Here is an 18026-nt window from a genome sequence, read left to right as displayed (position 1 = left end):
CGCGACAGCGTGATCATACGGGTCGGATACTCTCTTCATCCAGATCGGCATCAAAGAACTGCTGCAGCATCTGAATGTGGGTATCACTTGCGAGCGACTGGCGCGCCTGCGCCAGCTTCTCTTCATAGATGGCCTGTCGCCACTCCAGCGGCGTCAGCACCGCCGGATTATCATCTTCCACGATGGTCAGTTCAACTTCCTGACCCGCCGCCTGGCTTAGCGCAGCCTGAATGGCCTGCCGGGCTGTCGCAGAATTGAGGTGTCGCTGGCTGCTGCGCAGATGCAGCGTCACGCTCTGTTCATGCTGCTCTTTCCACGCGTTGAGCGCCACCTGCTGCACCAGCTTTGGCAGCGTCAGCCGGGCAATTTCAGCGGTCCATGCATCACGCAGCTGTGCTTCCTCGGCCAGCCGCGCAGCCAGCTCCGGCGTTTTCTCATGCTCCAGCGCTGAACGCAAGGCTTTTGGCGTTGCGACCGGCTCCGCTTTCTCCTCACTCTGCTGCTGTGCTTTCCAGCGGTACGCCTCCGGTTTTACCGGCGCGCTTGCGGTTTCGGGTGCGCGCTGCTGAACGCGCTCCGTCACCGTAGCCAGACGCTCCAGCGCCTGATTTGCCGGCCGCGCGGGACGCGCTGCCGGCTCACTCTTTTTTACTTTACCTGCCCCCTGACGCAGCAGTTGCGTACGCGCCTGCAGCAGCTGACTGGTGGTGTCCGGCAGATTGCCGGCAGGCGGAGCCTGCGGTTCTGCCGGAGCCGGCGCAGCGGGCGGCGCCATCTGCGGTTGCGTAGCCGGTGCCATCTGCGGTTGTGTAGCCGCAGCGGGCTGCTCAGCCGGGGCGGCGGCAGGTACCTGCGGTGCCGCCTGCGGTGCCAGCGACGGACGCGCCACCGGTTCAGCAAGTGTAGCCTGTGGATGGAAAGCCAGCGCGCGCAGCAGCGTCATTTCCACACCCAGGCGCCGATCGGGCGCCAGCGGCAGATCTTTGCGTCCCATCAGCAGCGTCTGATAGTAGAGCTGCACGTCAGCGGGCGGCAGAGTACGCGCCAGCTCACGCAGGCGCTGCGCTTCACTAAACTCTTCATCATTGAGAGAGCCAGGCAGCAGCTGCACCATTGCGATGCGATGCAGCAGCCGCAGCATCTCAACCAGCAGCGCTTCCCACTCTACTCCGCGCGAAGCGGCCTGGTTCAGGCGCGCCATTACCCGTTCGCCGCTGCCCTCCACCAGCGCTTCAATCAGCGCCAGCGGCTGTTCATCATCCAGCGTGCCGAGCATCTGCGCGACGGTATCGCGCGTGACGCTGCCCTGCCCGCTGGCGATCGCCTGATCGGTCAGGCTCAGCGCATCACGCATACTGCCGTCGGCAGCACGCGCCAGCAGATGCAGTGCACGTGGCTCCGCGGCAATCTGCTCCTGCTCCAGCACATAGCTCAGCTGCTGCTGAATCTGTTCAACGTCCAGCGCTTTCAGGTGGAACTGCAGGCAGCGCGACAGGATAGTGATCGGCAGCTTCTGCGGATCGGTGGTGGCCAGCAAAAACTTAACGTGGGACGGCGGCTCTTCCAGCGTTTTCAGCAGGGCATTAAAGCTGTGGCGCGACAGCATATGTACTTCATCAATCAGATAGACCTTGAAGCGACCGCGCGCTGGCGCGTACTGCACGTTATCCAGCAGATCGCGCGTATCTTCCACTTTGGTACGGGAAGCCGCATCGATCTCGATTAAGTCAACAAAGCGGCCCTGCTCAATTTCCCGGCAGTTGTCGCACTTGCCACAGGGCGTAGCGGTAATACCGGTTTCGCAGTTCAACCCTTTCGCCAGCAGGCGGGCAATAGAAGTTTTCCCTACGCCGCGGGTGCCGGAGAAAAGATAGGCATGATGAATACGTCCCAGTGATAACCCGTTGGCGAGCGCAGTCAGCACATGTTCCTGACCCACTACGTCTGCGAAGGCCTGGGGACGCCATTTTCGCGCAAGTACCTGATAGCTCATGTGGATGTGGTCACTGGATTGTATTGAGTTGGCACAGCAGCGCGGCAATCAGCCGGCAGCCACCGTCAGAAAAAGGGAAAAAATGCAGCTTCGCAAACCCTGTGTATTTGGGCAGTAGTTTACCAGCCACAGCGAAATATGCCTATACCCGTCTCGGGCAGGCGCAGGCAGAGTAACCTATGGGATAAGCACTGCGCTCCGCAAAACGGCAGAGCGCAGCAGGCCTTAGTGGCCGGGGAAGCTGACGAGGCTGTAGCAGTTAACGCCCAGCGCGGTCAGGCGCGCTTCGCCGCTAAGATCGAACAGATTAATGACAAAAGCGGCATCGTTGACTTCGCCACCCGCGCGGCGGATCAGTTTTACCGTCGCCTCAATGGTGCCGCCGGTTGCCAGCAGATCGTCGATGACCAGCACGATATCGCCGGGTTTAATCGCGTCTTTGTGCAGCTCCAGCGCATCCGTACCGTACTCCAGCTCATAGCGCTCCTGCCAGGTTTCACGCGGCAGCTTGCCCGGTTTACGCACCGGTATAAAGCCTACGCCCAGCCCCAGCGCTACGGGTGCACCAAACAGGAAGCCGCGCGCTTCTGTACCCACCACTTTGGTGATGCCTTTGTCACGATAACGCTCAACCAGAATGGAAATCGCCGCCGCATAGGCCTGCGGATCTTCCATAAGGCTGGTCACGTCGCGGAACAGAATGCCCGGCTTCGGATAGTCGTGAATACTTTTGATGCTGTTTTTGATCAGTTCAAGCTGCTGCGCAGTTGCGGTCATAAAGGTTACGCCTGGAAAAATATCTAAAACGCGCAGCTTCAACAGCGCCAATACCCGGAGACCGGGTTAAGCGAAGTCGTTTCACAGAGGGAAGCCACGCACGAAGATGCCCAAATCTAAGCAAACAGCGGCCTAAATGCAACCCTGACGCGGTTAATGTTGCGTTGTCTCTTCTGCTACTACCGGGATACGCCACATAAAGAGCAGCAGTATCGCTAATAACACCAGCAGCAGCAGACGCAGCCAGAACAGCTTTACCAGCCAGAGCGAGAACGCAAAGGTGATGATAATCAGCACTATTGCCCGCCCCTTAGCGCCTGGCGGCATGGCACGATGACGCTGCCAGTGACGCAGATAGCGGCCAAAAGGCGAGCGCCACAGCAGCCAGTGGTGAAAGCGCGGCGATGAACGGGCAAAACACCAGGCGGCCAGCAACACAAATGGCGTTGTCGGGAGTAAAGGTAATACAATGCCCAGCGTGCCCAGCACTATCGCCAGCCAGCCAAGGCTCAACAGTAGAAAACGCTGCATGCCAGATGCCTGAATACTGAATATGCTCTTACGTTAACATGGAACCGAAGTGATGCCTCTCCTTTCCGCGCCTGAGCGGCTGCAAAAAATCGTTGAAACGCTGCGCCAGCGCATAGCACAGCAGCCGGACGGCGTCTGCAGAGTGCCGCGCTTTGATGCCGCACTGTTTCATACTAAAGGCACCCGCCTGAGCGACTATCTGCAGGAGCTGGAGCGAAATCTGCACCATCTGCAGCAAAAACAGCACAGCGCCGTGCAGCAGCAGTGGCTGGCGCAGCGGGTGCTGGATCAGCTGGCGGCACTTCAGCGCGAATGCGAAAGCCAGCAGCTGCGGCCGTGGCGGGAGCAGCCGCGGCGGGATACCCGCCAGCAGAAGCGTGTTGAGTATCAGGGGTATGAGACGCGGCTACTCGCCATGCTGCGCCAGCGCGAGGCGCATCTTGCGCAGGCAGAAACGCTGAGCGTGCAGCAGCAGCTGATGCGGGAAGTGGAGCAGCTGCAGGCGCGATTAAGCCGCTGTCGCGCTGCGCTTTATCAGCTCGATCTGCCCGCCGCGCAGCCGTAGCGCTGCACTTCTATACTCAACGCATAAGGCAGAAGGAGGAACCGGTGACGCTGATTATCTGGATAGTAACGGGCCTGGCCGCTGGCTGGCTCAGGCGCCTGCTGCTGCCCGGCAGGCCCGGCGGGATGATCCCCGGGCTGGTACTGGCCGCAATTGGCGCGCTGATTGGCGGCTATATTGCCACCTACTTTATGAATGGCGAAATCGGCACGCTGCATATCGCCGGCGTAGCTGCCGCTTTGGCGGGCGCAGTGCTGATGCTGCTGGTTGCAATAAAACTACGAATTTAGGAGAGAGTATGTCGCTTGAGAGCGCACCGGATGAGATTAAGCTGGCGGTCGATTTGATTCAGCTGCTGGAGGAGAACCAGGTGCCGCCCGCGACGGCGCTGGCCGCGCTGGCGATCGTCCGGCGCGACTATGAACAGAAGCTGGCCGCCGCGCATGCAGATTAACGCCCGCTCAGGGTCGGGCTCAGCCGCAGCATATCGAGAAACGCATCAACGATCTGCGGCGCTTCCGCGGCCAGGTCAAAACTGTGCGGATTAAACAGCCAGCTCTCCATCATGCCATTGATATAGCCACGCATCAGCAGTGCCGCCTGACGGGTATTCAGCGCACCGGGCAGCTGTCCCGCTTCAATGCAGCTGCGCAGCACGGTTTCAATGCGGTCATAACACGCCTGCAGTAAGCCCTGCTGCATCGCAACCAGCGTTGACATTTCGCCCACAAACTCACATTTATGGAAGATAATCTCCATAAGTGCGCGTCTTTGCGCATCCTTTGCCGTGGCGTCAAGGATATAGATCAGCATCGAACGCATTACAGAAAGTGGATCGTCCGGATATTTTGTCTGATACTCAAGTTCCACATCGTCCAGCCCGGCGTTGCAGCGCAGCCAGATTTCCTGTAACAGATCGGCTTTATTTTTAAAGTGCCAGTAAATGGCACCGCGCGTGACGCCAGCCGCTGCGGCGATATCAGCCAGCGACGTGGCGGCCACACCCTGTTCAGAAAAGTGTGCTAATGCGGCATCAAGAATTTGATTACGCGTTTCAAGTGCTTGCGCTTTGGTTTTTCGTGCCATAGGGAGCTGTTTTTACAAACTGGCAAGTTTACATACATTTGTGAATGTATGTACCATAGCATGACCCGTGTTTTAACGCAGCAATGGGTTTATCGGTTTGTGATCCATTGATCATTTGATATCGGACACTAGAGGTTTTATTTATGAATAAAAACAGAGGGTTAGTGCCTCTGGCGGCCGCCGTGATGCTTTCAGGCAGCTTTTTGTTAACAGGATGTGATGATGATAAATCTCAGCAAGCCGGCCAGCAGCAGCAACAGCCGCCGGAAGTCGGGGTGGTCACATTAAAAGCTGAACCCCTGAAGGTCACGACTGAACTGCCCGGTCGCACTTCCGCGTTTCGCGTAGCAGAAGTCCGCCCTCAGGTGTCGGGTATCATTCTGAAGCGTAATTTTGTTGAAGGCAGTGATATTAAAGCGGGCCAGTCGCTTTATCAGATCGATCCTGCCACCTATCAGGCAGCTTACGACAGTGCTAAAGGGGATTTAGCGCAGGCGCAGGCTAATGCCCGCGTAGCGCAGCTCACCATCAAACGTTATAAGCCACTGCTCGGCACCAAATATATCAGTCAGCAGGATTATGACAACGCAGCGGCCACTGCGGCTCAGACTGCGGCTGCCGTACAGGCTGCCCAGGCTAACGTTGAAACTGCCCGTATCAACCTCGCCTACACCAAAGTCACGTCGCCTATCAGCGGCCGTATCGGCAAATCCTCTGTGACGGAAGGTGCCCTGGTCTCCAATGGTCAGACTAACGCGCTCGCGACCGTGCAGCAGCTGGATCCTATGTATGTCGATGTAACGCAGTCCAGTGACGATTTTCTGCGCCTGCGCGCCGAGCTCGAAGCGGGCCAGCTGAAACAGACCGATGGTAAAGCTAACGTCACGCTGCTGATGCAGGATGGTAGCCCTTACAAGCAGTCGGGAACACTGGAATTTTCCGATGTCACCGTCGATGAAACCACCGGTTCGATTACGCTGCGCGCTATCTTCCCGAACCCGGATAACCGTCTGCTGCCGGGTATGTTTGTGCGCGCGCGTCTGGATGAAGGCGTGAACCCAACCGCGCTGCTGGTGCCGCAAACCGGCGTGACCCGTACGCCAACCGGTGATGCCAGCGCGATGGTTGTTGGCGCAGATAACAAAGTAGAAGTACGTAAGATCACTGCAAATCAGGCGTTTGGTGACAAATGGCTGGTTACCGATGGTCTGAAAGAGGGCGACCGCGTGATTACCGTCGGTATTCAGCGCGCGAAAGCGGGTGCGCAGGTTACGCCAAAAGAGGTCTCAGATGATGCTAAAGCAGCCCAGGAATCTCAGTCTGCTAAATCATCGTCATAACAGGAGCCGTTGATACATGGCTAAGTTCTTTATCGATCGCCCCATTTTTGCATGGGTGCTTGCCATCATCATTATGATGGCGGGTGCGCTGTCGATCATCAGCCTGCCGATTGAGCAATATCCCAATGTTGCGCCACCGGCGGTTGAGATCCAGGCATCTTATCCGGGTGCGGATGCAAAAACGCTGCAGGATTCTGTTACGCAGGTTATTGAACAGAATATGAACGGCATCGACGGGCTGATGTATATGTCCTCGAGCAGTGACTCATCCGGTACGCTGACGCTGACGCTGACCTTCCAGTCCGGTACCGACGCGGATATCGCGCAGGTACAGGTGCAGAACAAGCTGCAGCTGGCGATGCCGCTGCTGCCGCAGGAAGTACAGCAACAGGGGATTCAGGTTAAAAAATCCTCCAGCAGCTTCCTGATGGTAGCCGGTTTTGTCAGTGACGATGGCAGCATGACGCAGAACGACATTGCGGACTATGTCGCCTCTAATATCAAAGATCCTATCAGCCGTACCACAGGCGTAGGTGATACCCAGGTGTTTGGTGCACAGTATGCGATGCGTATCTGGCTCGATCCGCACAAGCTGAACAACTATCAGCTGACGCCGGTTGACGTCATCAGCGCGCTGCAGACGCAGAATACCCAGGTCGCTGCCGGTCAGCTGGGCGGTACACCGCCGGTGCCGGGCCAGCAGCTTAACGCCTCGATTATTGCTCAGACCCGCCTGACCTCAACCGATGAGTTTGGCAACATCATGCTCAAGGTGAACCAGGATGGTTCGCAGGTGCGTCTGCGCGACGTGGCAAAAATTGAACTGGGTGGTGAAAACTACGAAGTTATTGCCCGTTACAACGGCAAGCCCGCATCCGGTATCGGTATCAAGCTGGCGACCGGGGCTAACGCACTGGATACCGCAGAAGCGGTTAAAGCAGAGCTGGGTAAACTGGAGCCGTTCTTCCCGTCAGGCATGAAGACCGTCTACCCGTATGACACGACCCCGTTTGTAAAAATCTCCATTTTCGAAGTGGTTAAAACCCTGTTTGAAGCGATTGTGCTGGTGTTCCTGGTTATGTATCTGTTCCTGCAGAACTTCCGCGCCACGCTGATCCCCACCATCGCCGTACCGGTGGTGCTGCTGGGTACCTTCGCTATCATCAATGGTTTTGGCTACTCCATTAACACGCTTACGATGTTTGGTATGGTGCTCGCCATCGGCCTGCTGGTTGATGACGCCATCGTGGTCGTCGAGAACGTTGAGCGCGTTATGGCAGAAGAGGGACTGCCGCCGAAAGAGGCGACCAAACGCTCCATGGAGCAGATTCAGGGCGCGCTGGTCGGTATTGCGCTGGTGCTCTCTGCGGTATTTATTCCCATGGCGTTCTTTGGCGGTTCGACCGGGGTTATCTACCGTCAGTTCTCGATCACCATCGTTTCAGCGATGGCGCTGTCGGTGCTGGTCGCGCTGATCCTCACCCCTGCCCTCTGTGCCACCATGCTCAAACCGATTAAAAAAGGTGAGCATGGTAAAACCACCGGCTTCTTTGGCTGGTTCAACCGCATGTTCGACAAAAGCACCAATCACTATGTCGACAGCGTCAGCCATATTATCCGCAGTACCGGCCGCTATCTGGTGATCTATCTGGTCATTGTTCTTGGCATGGCGTGGCTGTTCCTGAAGCTGCCGACCTCCTTCCTGCCGGAAGAAGATCAGGGGCTGTTACTGGCGCAGGCGCAGCTGCCAGCCGGTGCAACTCAGGAGCGTACTCAGAAAGTGCTGGATCAGGTAACGGACTACTTCCTGACCAAAGAGAAAGATAGCGTCAATTCCGTGTTCACCGTTAACGGCTTTGGCTTTGCCGGCCGTGGTCAGAACACCGGTATCGCGTTTGTCAGCCTGAAGCCGTGGGATGAGCGTGGCAGCGCCGATCTGAAAGTACCGGCTATCGCCGGACGCGCCATGGGCGCACTGGGTCAGATTAAAGATGCCATGGTCTTCCCGTTCAACCTGCCGGCCATTATCGAACTGGGTAACGCCACCGGTTTTGACTTCCAGCTGATTGATCAGGGCAACCTGGGCCATGAAAAGCTGACCGAAGCGCGAAATCAGCTGTTTGGCATGATCGCCCAGCATTCAGATACGCTGGTTGGCGTACGTCCGAACGGCCTGGAAGATACGCCGCAGTACAAACTGATTATCGATCAGGAAAAAGCGCAGGCGCTGGGGGTATCGCTCTCTGATATCAACACTACTCTGGGCGCCGCCTGGGGTGGATCCTACGTCAACGACTTTATCGATCGCGGTCGCGTGAAGAAAGTATACGTTATGGGTAAAGCGGATGCGCGCATGCTGCCGGATGACATTGGCAAATGGTATGTGCGTAACAGCGCCGGCAATATGGTGCCCTTCTCTGCCTTCTCCTCGGCGAAATGGCAGTATGGCTCACCACGACTGGAGCGTTACAACGGTCTGCCTTCCATGGAGATCCTCGGTCAGGCTGCGCCGGGCAAGAGCTCGGGTGACGCGATGGATATGATGGAGGAGCTGGCGTCGAAACTGCCAACCGGTATTGGCTACGACTGGACCGGCATGTCCTATCAGGAACGTCTGTCAGGTAACCAGGCCCCGGCGCTCTACGCGATCTCGCTGATTGTCGTCTTCCTCTGCCTGGCGGCACTCTATGAGAGCTGGTCTATTCCGTTCTCGGTGATGCTGGTCGTGCCGCTCGGCGTGATTGGCGCGCTGATCTTCACTACCCTGCGCGGGCTCAGTAACGACGTCTACTTTGTAGTCGGACTGCTGACCACGATTGGTCTTTCCGCTAAGAACGCCATTCTGATCGTCGAATTTGCGAAAGATTTGATGGATAAAGAGGGCAAAGGCCTGGTGGAAGCGACGCTGGAAGCGGTGCGTATGCGTCTGCGCCCGATTCTGATGACCTCACTGGCGTTTATCCTCGGTGTACTGCCGCTGGCGATCAGCAGCGGTGCCGGTTCCGGCGCTCAGAACGCAGTAGGTACCGGCGTAATGGGTGGAATGGTCACCGCTACCGCGCTGGCAATCTTCTTTGTACCGGTCTTCTTCGTCGTGGTGCGTCGCCGCTTCAGTAAGCATAAAGCGGACCTTGAAGGCAGCCATCCGGCTGAACACGCGAAACACTGATTGACTCCTTAATGAAAAAGGCCGCAGATGCGGCCTTTTTTTATGGTGCCTGATGACGGTTGCAATCGCGCCATAACGGGCGCATAATATTGTTATATTATAACATTACATAGGAATCGTCATATGAAGCCTGATATCCACCCGCACTATCGTCCGGTTCTGTTCCATGACACTACCGCTGATGAGTATTTTAAAGTGGGATCAACCATTAAAACTGAACGCACCATCGAGTTTGAAGGCGAGGTTCTGCCCTACGTGACGCTGGATGTCTCCTCCAAATCGCACGTTTATTATACCGGCAAACAAAAAGAGTTCGCCAAAGAGGGCAGCGCGGCGCGCTTCAACAAGCGCTTTGGCAGCTTCCTGACGCGCACCAAATAAAGGAGCAGTACGATGCAGGTCGTGAGTTCACTTCGGTCGGCTAAAACCCGCCACCGGGATTGCAAAGTGGTACGACGTAAAGGCCGTATTTATGTGATTTGCAAATCCAATCCACGTTTCAAAGCGGTTCAGGGAAGAAAGAAAAAGCGTTAATGCGTTGTGAGAGTTTGGCCGGGATGCTCCCCGGCCTTTTTTATTGCATGCTTTTCAGCATTGCTTCCGCGTTATGCCGAAATGCTGCCGTATAGGTCGCAGCCGGACCGCCAGCAGCGGAGAGCGCCTCCGGATAGAGTTCGCCGCCGGGCTGCGCCCCCGATTCACTGGCTATCTGTTTAACCAGGCGCGGGTCGGTCTGATTTTCAATAAAGTAGCGGTGAATATGCTCACGCCTGAGCTGCTTAATAATCTGCGCAACGTCGCTGGCGCTGGCTTCTGCTTCCGTGGAAAAGCCGACCGGTGCCAGGAAGGTAACGCCATAACGCTGTCCGAAGTAGCCAAAGGCGTCGTGGCTGGTCAGCACTTTGCGCGCGCTGCGCGGCACGGCGTCAAATGCAGATTTAGCCCAGCTGTCGAGCTGCTGCAGCTGCTGAATGTAGCGCTCGCCGCTGCGCCGGATGTCGGCGGCGTCCTGCGGATCGGCTTTTATCAACGCCTGCATTACGTTACGCGCATAAATTTCACCGTTCTGCAGATTGTTCCAGGCGTGCGGATCGGTAACGGTACTGCCCCCCTCTTCCATGGTACGCGTGCTGATGCTGCTCGATGCCACCACCACATCGCCGCGATAGCCTGAAGCCGTTATCAGCCGATCCATCCACCCTTCCAGACCGAGACCGCTGACAAACACCACGCTGGCCTGCGCCAGCGCCTGGCTATCCTGTGGCGAAGGCTCAAAGGTATGCGGATCGCCATCCGGCCCGACCAGCGAGGTGACACGCACATGATCGCCGCCAACCTGTTTTACGATATCGGCCAGCACGGTAAAACTGGCTACCGTGTTGATAGTACCGGCCTGCGTAAACGGGCTGACCAGCATCGCGCTGGTTATCAGGCTCAGTGCAATAAACTTCATTTGTATCCCCTTATCAGTATATTAACGACGACGCAGCACGCCGCCGCATGGCCCTGTCAGAACAGAGAGCAGAAACAGCCCGGCGGCACTCAGCACCACGGCTGGTCCGGCAGGCAGTGAGTAGTACCAGGAGAGCATCAGCCCGCTTAGCGCAGCAGCGATTGCCAGCAGCATAGCGATAAACAGCAATGGGGTGAGCCGACGGCTCCAGAAGCGGGCGCTGGTAGCGGGCAGCATCATCAGCCCGACGGACATCAGCGTTCCCAGAATCTGAAAGCCAGCAACCAGGTTCAGTACGACCAGCAGCAGAAAAAGCCCCTGTACCAGCGGTGCGCTCCAGCGGTTCTGCACCCGCAAAAAGTCGGGATCGAAGGCGTCAATGACCAGCGGGCGGAAAATCAGCGCCAGCGTCAGCAGCGTGAACGCGGCGATAGCGGCAACCAGAACCAGCGCACGAGTGTCGACTGCCAGCAGTGAACCAAACAGCACGTGCAGCAGATCCACACTGGAGCCGCGCAGCGAAACCAGCGTGACCCCCAGCGCCAGCGAGCCAAGATAAAATCCGGAAAAGCTGGCATCCTCTTTTAACGGGGTGTAACGACTGACGGCACCGGAGAGCAGCGCCACCACCAGCCCCGCCAGCAGTCCGCCTGCGCCCATTGCCACCAGCGACAGACCTGAGAGCAGGTAGCCAACCGCTGCACCCGGCAAGATCGCATGCGATAGCGCATCGCCTATCAGGCTCATCCGGCGCAGTGACAGAAATACGCCCAGCGGAGTGGCGCTCAGCGCCAGCGCAACACAGGCCACCAGCGCGCGACGCATAAAGCCAAATTCGATAAAAGGCTGCAGCAGCGTCATGACGTCACCTGCACTCTCTCTGGCGAGTGGTCCAGCGACAATTCTGCGCTGAAGTAGCGGCTGACCAGCGGCCTGTCGTGCAGGACCACCAGCAGCGTCGTGCCCTGCTGCTGCTGCTGCCGGAGCAGCGCCATCAGCAGAGTAGTGGTGGATGCATCGATAGCGCTGAAAGGTTCATCCAGCAGCCAGACCCGGCTCTGCTGCATCAGAAGCCGGGCAAAAAGGACCCGCTGCAGCTGGCCGCCAGAGAGCGTGGCAGGCTGCGCATCAGCAAACGCCCGCATCTGTACGGCGTCCAGCGCGGCGTCGATCTCTCTGCGCAGCGCCCGGTTAATGCCGCCAAACCAGCCGCAGCGCGGCCAGCAGCCGGTGGCAACCAGTTCATACACCGTAAGCGGAAAACGCGTCTCCAGTTCGCTACGCTGTGGCAGCCAGCCAATAGCGCTGGCGGGCACGCCGATCGGGCAGGAGCCGGAGACCGGTGCAATTACGCCAGCCAGCGTTTTCAGCAGGGTTGACTTGCCGCTGCCGTTTGCGCCGGTCAGCGCGGTCATACTGCCGGCAGCCAGTTTTCCGTCGGGGATCGCGGTTATCGCCTGCCCGCGATAGCCAACCTGGAGCTGATTAAAGTGGATCATGCCGTGGTGCCCCAGAAGACGCAGAGCATTAGCAGAGTAATAAGTATCATGACAACCATCAGACGACTGCCGACGGAAAGTAACAGACCGCTGCTGCGCATCGCGTCCACCATTATGTTATAACATAACAATATGCTACTGGATTTAGCGGTGACGCGCGTGCAGAGAAGTGTTTCAAAAATTGATCGTCCGTGCACCGGGCAGATCGCCAGTGGCATCACCCATCGCAATAATCGCTGGTAGCGTTAATCGCCTGCTTGCATTACAACCAGCAAGACTCAATGATAGCGGTACGATCTTTTTTTACGGAATACGCTATGCAGGCTATTATTAATGTGGACGTTGCGGCAGATGAACATGACTGTGACAAACTTCGCAGCGTCATCCAGGGGAATATTCTTAAAATAGCTGAAGCGCTGGCCGGAGAGTTAGACTGGTATTCGCAAAGTGCTCAATTAGTTCCTGAAAGTTTTCAGGTGCTATCTATTAAAACCATTAATCCAGATAGTTTTAAAATGCTTTATGAATTTTCCTGGGATTTATTTAATCCCTGCCTCGATTTGAACGAAACCTTTACCCGACATGAAGAAGTTATGTTCCACATAAAGCCCGGTGCGCTGGTGTTTGATGTGATTGACAATACGCGCCTCTCCCCTGCTGATGAATTGTAATATTTGGTAATTGAGGTGAGCAAAACTAATGATTGTGGATTACATTTAATAGGTCGCTGAATTATTTTTATTCGTGATCGCTCCCTGGTAGCTCTTTTAAATCTCGCAGCGTTGCGGCTCCTGTGCTCGCTATGGAGGGAAAAAGATGGACGAATACTCACCGAAACGGCATGATATTGCCCAGCTTAAATTCTTATGTGAAAACCTGTATGACGAGAGTATGGCTACCCTGAGTGAAAATCATCGCGACTGGGTTAACGACCCTGCCTCCTCTGCTAATTTACAGCTCAACGATTTTATTGAGCATATCGCCTCTTTCACAATGAATTACAAAATTAAGCATACCGAAGACGAGTCGCTGATTTCTCAAATCGATGAATATCTTGATGATACCTTTATGCTTTTTAGCAGTTACAGTATCAATGCAAAGGATCTTCAGCGCTGGCAGCGATCCGCTAAACGCTTATTTAATATTTTCGCCGAAGAGTGTGCTTATCTTCAGCAACCGAGCCATTCCTTTTAGCATCAGAGTGAGAAGATTTTTTTCATGAGCAATCAAACCCTGACCAAGACCGACTATTTGATGCGTCTGCGTCGTTGTCGTTCAATTGATACCCTTGAACGGGTCATCGAAAAAAATAAGTATGAATTACCGGATAGCGAACTGGCAGTATTCTATTCAGCAGCAGATCATCGCCTTGCTGAACTGACCATGAACAAGCTTTACGATAAAGTGCCAGGCTCTGTGTGGAAATATGTTCGCTGATAAAGCGTGCAGTGCTGTTGAGTGACTGAAGCGGAATAAGGCAAGGGAGTGCCGTAAAATCCTGGAGAGGCGCGGCTATTTGCTGGCCCGAAATGGGTGGAGGCCCTGCCAGCTACATCCCGGCACACGCGTCGCCTGCTGCGGCTGCTTCCTTCCGGACCTGACCGAGTTCACAAGTTAGCGTTGCGGGAGAACCAACAGGGCCTCCATTGAGTGCTCTCTTTTCGGAGAGCGGGGGCATTATCAGCGAACGCCTGTGCAATTGCAAGGGTGAGCCAGACAACCGTTGTTTTCTTGAACAGGCGTACTCTGTCAGCTACCCTGCTTCTGGTTTCCCTCTGTTTCTTACTCCCGATAATGAATGATTCTCTGAATTTTGCCGCACGCGTGTGGCACATTGTGGCCGCAATACCGCGCGGTCAGGTAACCACCTACGGTGATATCGCCTTACTCGCCGGTTCACCGCGCGCTGCGCGTCAGGTCGGCGGTGTACTGCGTCGCCTGCCGCCGGAAAGCACGCTGCCCTGGCATCGCGTTGTTAACCGTTACGGACAGATTTCCCTGCAGGGTGACGATCTGCTGCGTCAGCGCGATGCGCTGGAGGCTGAAGGCGTCGTTGTCAGTGAGGAAGGCGGGATTGATATGGCACGCTATCGCTGGGAAATTTAATCAGCAGGCCCGCAACGGGCCTGCTGATGCTGCAGATTACAGGCTGGTCGGCGCCGGTACTGAAGCCGATGGCGTTACCTGAGTAGGCGACGTCGACGGAACCGTGGTAGCGGCACCCGGCTGCGTCGGCATTGCGCGATTGGCAACCGGCACCAGCAGCAGTTCAGCTTTGGTGCCGCCCTGATTGATCACTGGCTTTACCGTGTCCGTAACAAACGCCAGTTTGCCATCCATAGTGATGGCTGCGCTCAGCAGAATGCGCGCGTCTGGCTTAATGTCTGCCGGATTAAAGGGCAGAATAAACTGGAACGGTGACTGTTTGCCTTCGGTACGCACGGCACGCTGTGCCAGCACTTTAGAAGGCGCGTCCGCCAGCGACGCATCTGCCAGCGTAACGGTCAGTACTGCATCCGGCGGCAGCGCGATGCGCTGGCGGATATAAACAGAACCGCTTACGTTAGGCTGCTTGATAGCCGGCTGCTGGCTGGCAACCGCCGAGCCAAGCGTAGGCGTCGGAACCGGTTTGCTGTGGTCAGCACACCCTGTAATCGCCGCCGCCAGTGTCATACCGCTAATAACCTGCCAAAGTTTCATCGATGTCGTCTCCTTATGAACACTATGATTGTCGGCGGTTAATTTTTTAGCTGGCATTTCAACCGCCGATTGCTCTTAATTCTGGCACAGAAATCCGCATTGCGCCTGGCGCGTCGCCCGTCATCAGAAATCAGCGCAAATCCGTTGCGCAAACTGGTCGGATCTTTCACACTTGCGCCATATCTGCTGATGAGGACATGATTATGAGCCAGGCGCTGACTAACCTGCTTACGCTATTAAATCTGGAAAAACTGGAAGAAGGCCTGTTCCGCGGGCAGAGTGAAGATCTCGGTCTGCGTCAGGTGTTTGGCGGTCAGGTGGTGGGCCAGGCGCTCTATGCTGCTAAACAGACGGTGCCGGAAGATCGCATTATTCATTCATTTCATAGCTATTTTCTGCGTCCCGGCGACAGCCATAAAGCGATTATTTACGATGTTGAAACGCTGCGCGACGGTAAAAGCTTCAGCGCGCGCCGCGTCAGCGCAGTCCAGAATGGTCAGCCTATTTTCTATATGACCGCCTCATTTCAGGCGCCTGAAACCGGGTTTGAGCATCAGAACAGCATGCCCCCGGTACCGGGTCCGGATGAACTGCCCTCTGAACGCGATCTGGCGCAAAAACTCGCCGCGCATCTGCCGCTGAAGCTCAAAGAGAAGTTTCTCGCTGAGCGACCGCTGGATATCCGCCCGGTTCAGATCCACAACCCGCTTAAGGGCCACGTGGCTGAGCCGGTGCGCCAGGTCTGGGTGCGCGCCAATGGCCAGATGCCTGCCGATCGTCGCATCCATCAATATGTGCTGGGCTACGCCTCCGACCTTAACTTTTTGCCGGTGGCGCTGCAGCCGCACGGCAAAGGGTTCCTGGAAGCGGATATGCAGGTGGCCACGATCGATCACTCGATGTGGTTTCACCGCCCGTTCGATCTCTCAGAATGGCTGCTTTACAGCGTGGTGAGCACGTCTGCCTCTGGCGCACGCGGCTTTGTACGCGGCGAGTTCTATACGCAGGAGGGTACGCTGGTGGCGACCACGGTACAGGAAGGTGTTATGCGTCAGCGCGACGCATAAAAAAAGGGGCGACCTGGTCGCCCCTTTTCTTCATTTTTAGCTTACTGGTTATATGCGTTTTCGCCGTGGCTGTTTACATCCAGACCTTCACGCTCCTGCTCTTCCGGTACGCGCAGGCCGACAATCACATCCGCCAGCTTGAAGCCGATAAAGGCCACCACGCCGGACCAGACTACGGTAACGATACAGCTGAATATCTGGACCCAGACCTGATGCCCCATAGTGACGCCTTCCGCATAGCCAACGCCACCCAGTGAGCTGGAGGCGAAGACGCCGGTCAGGATGCAGCCGAGGATGCCGCACACGCCGTGCACGCCAAACACATCGCAGGGATCATCGACGCGCAGCCATCTTTTCAGCGTCGTAACGCCCCAGATGCCCGCGAGTCCGCCCGCCAGACCGATGATCAGTGCGCCGCCAACGCCCACGTAGCCACAGGCTGGCGTAATGGCGACCAGGCCGGCGATAAAGCCGGAGCAGGCACCCAGCAGCGAAGGCTTACCGCGCAGCGCCCACTCACCAAAGACCCAGGAGAGCACCGCACCGGCGGTAGCGACAACGGTGTTCACAAACGCCAGCGCAGCAATTTCGTTCGCCGATGACGCTGAACCGGCGTTAAAGCCAAACCAGCCGACGTAGAGAATGGCCGTACCGAGAAACACCATCGGCAGGTTATGCGGTTTAAACGCCTCTTTGCCAAAACCGGCACGCTTTCCGACCAGATACGCGCCCACCAGCCCCGCGACAGCGGCGTTGATATGCACCACGGTGCCGCCGGCAAAGTCCAGCGCGCCATCCTGTGCCAGATAACCGCCGCCCCACACCATATGCGCAATCGGCAGATAGGAGAGCGTCAGCCAGACGCCGACGAAAATCAGCACCGCTGAGAAGCGAATACGCTCAGCCAGCGCGCCCACGATCAATCCGACGGTAATACAGGCAAACGACGCCTGGAACGCGACGTGAATATATTGATAAAAGCTGCCCATGACGGCTTTCAGCTCGATGTTTTTCAGCGTCACCCACTGGAAGTTGCCGAAAAAGGCGTTGCCTTCGCTAAAGGCTAACGAGTAGCCATACACAACCCACAATACGCAGACCAGGGCAAAGGTTACGGCAACCTGTGTGAGCATGGACAAGACATTTTTACCGCGGATCAGGCCGCCATAAAACAGCGCGATGCCGGGAATTGTCATAAAAAGTACCAGCGCGGTACAAATCATCATAAAGGCGTTGTCCGCTTTATCTGCGACCGCAGGGGCAGCAGCCAGCGTCAGAGTGGGTAACAGCGCCAGGCTGGCAAGGCCCAGTTTCATCATCATTTTTTTCATTTTTTTCATCCCATCTCAAGTCAGAACCCGGATCAGAGCGCCGCTTCGTCAGTTTCACCGGTACGGATACGGATCACCCGCTGCAGCTCAGCAACGAAGATTTTGCCGTCGCCAATTTTGCCGGTGTAGGCCGCTTTACTGATGACATCAACCACTTCATCCAGCTGGTCATCTGCAATCGCGATATCGATTTTTACTTTTGGCAGGAAGTTAACGCTGTACTCGGCCCCGCGATAGAGTTCGGCATGTCCTTTCTGACGGCCGAACCCTTTAACTTCAGATACCGTCAGCCCCTGAATGCCAATGGAGGATAGTGCCTCACGGACATCCTCCAGCTTGAATGGTTTGATTACCACGGTAACCAGCTTCATACGTCCCCTCCGGATTAAACACAACTGCGCGATGTATACGCAGTGGTTAAAGCAAAGGGTGTGCCAGAAGTGCAAAACGCGGTTTAACGCGGCGGCGGTACAGGCTCAGCGCGGGGCGGCATTGCCGGAGAGAAAGAACGGTAC

General features: G+C 56.4%; 22 protein-coding genes, 1 other RNA gene and 1 other annotated feature. Of the genes, 12 read left to right on the top strand and 11 right to left on the bottom strand.

The features are described 5' to 3' along the window. Positions 1-13: 13 nt before the first annotated feature. The 3 genes from dnaX to LAC65_RS03990 form a co-directional block, all read right to left on the bottom strand. A complete protein-coding gene (dnaX, locus tag LAC65_RS04000) occupies positions 14-1993 on the bottom strand; it encodes a DNA polymerase III subunit gamma/tau (RefSeq protein WP_203025511.1) in 1980 nt (659 codons plus the stop codon). After that, positions 608-669 (bottom strand) — a sequence feature (DnaX frameshifting element). It overlaps the preceding gene by 62 nt. Before the next feature lie 225 nt (positions 1994-2218). Next, positions 2219-2770: an adenine phosphoribosyltransferase gene (apt, locus tag LAC65_RS03995; protein ID WP_039383017.1), complete on the bottom strand. Its 552-nt coding sequence runs from the start codon at positions 2768-2770 to the stop codon at positions 2219-2221. Positions 2771-2923: 153 nt separating this feature from the next. Further along, entirely contained in the window at positions 2924-3301 is a 378-nt protein-coding gene (locus tag LAC65_RS03990) for a DUF454 family protein (protein WP_039383014.1), read from the bottom strand. A 52-nt stretch (positions 3302-3353) separates the two neighbouring features. Between LAC65_RS03990 and priC the strand changes: the two genes are divergently transcribed. The 3 genes from priC to rsmS are packed head-to-tail and all read left to right on the top strand — an operon-like array spanning position 3354 to position 4320. Beyond that, the gene (priC, locus tag LAC65_RS03985; RefSeq protein WP_039383013.1) at positions 3354-3866 is read left to right on the top strand and encodes a primosomal replication protein PriC; all 513 of its coding nucleotides are present in this window, start codon (positions 3354-3356) and stop codon (positions 3864-3866) included. Positions 3867-3910: 44 nt separating this feature from the next. Further along, on the top strand, positions 3911-4156 hold the full coding sequence (locus LAC65_RS03980; protein WP_039383012.1) for a GlsB/YeaQ/YmgE family stress response membrane protein: 246 nt from the start codon (positions 3911-3913) through the stop codon (positions 4154-4156). A gap of 8 nt (positions 4157-4164) precedes the next feature. Beyond that, entirely contained in the window at positions 4165-4320 is a 156-nt protein-coding gene (gene rsmS, locus LAC65_RS03975; protein ID WP_071882909.1) for a pleiotropic regulatory protein RsmS, read from the top strand. On the opposite strand, the gene acrR is transcribed toward rsmS, so the two are convergent. Then, a complete protein-coding gene (gene acrR, locus LAC65_RS03970) occupies positions 4317-4952 on the bottom strand; it encodes a multidrug efflux transporter transcriptional repressor AcrR (RefSeq protein WP_224144835.1) in 636 nt (211 codons plus the stop codon). The two genes, rsmS and acrR, sit on opposite strands and share 4 nt — an antisense overlap. Before the next feature lie 143 nt (positions 4953-5095). Between acrR and LAC65_RS03965 the strand changes: the two genes are divergently transcribed. From LAC65_RS03965 to ykgO, 4 genes are all read left to right on the top strand, one after another. Further along, entirely contained in the window at positions 5096-6292 is a 1197-nt protein-coding gene (locus LAC65_RS03965; protein ID WP_039383010.1) for an efflux RND transporter periplasmic adaptor subunit, read from the top strand. Positions 6293-6308: 16 nt separating this feature from the next. After that, positions 6309-9461 (top strand): multidrug efflux RND transporter permease subunit AcrB, encoded by a 3153-nt coding sequence (locus tag LAC65_RS03960; protein ID WP_039383009.1) that lies wholly within the window; start codon positions 6309-6311, stop codon positions 9459-9461. A gap of 123 nt (positions 9462-9584) precedes the next feature. Next, complete coding sequence (locus tag LAC65_RS03955) at positions 9585-9842, top strand: type B 50S ribosomal protein L31 (RefSeq protein WP_039383008.1); 258 nt, start codon at positions 9585-9587, stop codon at positions 9840-9842. A gap of 12 nt (positions 9843-9854) precedes the next feature. After that, a complete protein-coding gene (ykgO, locus tag LAC65_RS03950) occupies positions 9855-9995 on the top strand; it encodes a type B 50S ribosomal protein L36 (protein ID WP_071668939.1) in 141 nt (46 codons plus the stop codon). 40 nt (positions 9996-10035) lie between these two features. Here the strand turns inward: ykgO and LAC65_RS03945 are convergent, their stop codons facing one another. From LAC65_RS03945 to LAC65_RS03935, 3 genes are read right to left on the bottom strand one after another with little or no spacing between them, the layout of a single operon-like run. After that, entirely contained in the window at positions 10036-10914 is an 879-nt protein-coding gene (locus LAC65_RS03945) for a metal ABC transporter substrate-binding protein (RefSeq protein WP_224144834.1), read from the bottom strand. A gap of 21 nt (positions 10915-10935) precedes the next feature. Continuing rightward, entirely contained in the window at positions 10936-11775 is an 840-nt protein-coding gene (locus LAC65_RS03940) for a metal ABC transporter permease (protein WP_039383006.1), read from the bottom strand. Next, a complete protein-coding gene (locus LAC65_RS03935) occupies positions 11772-12413 on the bottom strand; it encodes a metal ABC transporter ATP-binding protein (protein ID WP_039383005.1) in 642 nt (213 codons plus the stop codon). Before LAC65_RS03935 ends, LAC65_RS03940 begins: the two co-directional genes overlap by 4 nt. 317 nt (positions 12414-12730) lie before the next feature. Between LAC65_RS03935 and LAC65_RS03930 the strand changes: the two genes are divergently transcribed. The 3 genes from LAC65_RS03930 to LAC65_RS03920 all read left to right on the top strand — a co-directional run bounded on the left by LAC65_RS03930 (position 12731) and on the right by LAC65_RS03920 (position 13850). Next, positions 12731-13084: a hypothetical protein gene (locus LAC65_RS03930; protein WP_039385744.1), complete on the top strand. Its 354-nt coding sequence runs from the start codon at positions 12731-12733 to the stop codon at positions 13082-13084. A gap of 145 nt (positions 13085-13229) precedes the next feature. Further along, the gene (gene tomB / locus LAC65_RS03925) at positions 13230-13607 is read left to right on the top strand and encodes an Hha toxicity modulator TomB (RefSeq protein WP_039383003.1); all 378 of its coding nucleotides are present in this window, start codon (positions 13230-13232) and stop codon (positions 13605-13607) included. Positions 13608-13631: 24 nt separating this feature from the next. Beyond that, positions 13632-13850 carry an HHA domain-containing protein gene (locus LAC65_RS03920; protein ID WP_039383002.1) on the top strand — a complete coding sequence of 73 codons (219 nt, stop codon included), beginning with the start codon at positions 13632-13634 and terminating at the stop codon, positions 13848-13850. Positions 13851-13953: 103 nt separating this feature from the next. Here LAC65_RS03920 and ffs read toward each other — a convergent pair. Next, positions 13954-14050, bottom strand: an RNA gene (gene ffs / locus LAC65_RS03915) — signal recognition particle sRNA small type. Between the two features lie 157 nt (positions 14051-14207). Between ffs and LAC65_RS03910 the strand changes: the two genes are divergently transcribed. After that, on the top strand, positions 14208-14519 hold the full coding sequence (locus LAC65_RS03910) for an MGMT family protein (protein WP_039383001.1): 312 nt from the start codon (positions 14208-14210) through the stop codon (positions 14517-14519). Between the two features lie 36 nt (positions 14520-14555). On the opposite strand, the gene LAC65_RS03905 is transcribed toward LAC65_RS03910, so the two are convergent. Continuing rightward, entirely contained in the window at positions 14556-15113 is a 558-nt protein-coding gene (locus LAC65_RS03905) for a YbaY family lipoprotein (RefSeq protein ID WP_224144833.1), read from the bottom strand. Positions 15114-15316: 203 nt separating this feature from the next. Here LAC65_RS03905 and tesB point away from each other — a divergent pair, with 203 nt between their 5' ends. After that, positions 15317-16180 carry an acyl-CoA thioesterase II gene (tesB, locus tag LAC65_RS03900; protein WP_039382999.1) on the top strand — a complete coding sequence of 288 codons (864 nt, stop codon included), beginning with the start codon at positions 15317-15319 and terminating at the stop codon, positions 16178-16180. 41 nt (positions 16181-16221) lie between these two features. Here the strand turns inward: tesB and amtB are convergent, their stop codons facing one another. Continuing rightward, complete coding sequence (amtB, locus tag LAC65_RS03895; RefSeq protein ID WP_039385741.1) at positions 16222-17511, bottom strand: ammonium transporter AmtB; 1290 nt, start codon at positions 17509-17511, stop codon at positions 16222-16224. 32 nt (positions 17512-17543) lie between these two features. Next, positions 17544-17882: a P-II family nitrogen regulator gene (gene glnK, locus LAC65_RS03890; protein WP_003850469.1), complete on the bottom strand. Its 339-nt coding sequence runs from the start codon at positions 17880-17882 to the stop codon at positions 17544-17546. Between the last annotated feature and the right edge of the window lie 144 nt (positions 17883-18026).

It is taken from the genome of Pantoea eucrina (genome assembly GCF_020079945.1).
GTDB classification, from domain to species: Bacteria; Pseudomonadota; Gammaproteobacteria; order Enterobacterales; family Enterobacteriaceae; genus Pantoea; species Pantoea eucrina.
Note: the sequence above shows the minus strand (reverse complement) of the source record. Positions and strands in the feature narration are given on the sequence as shown.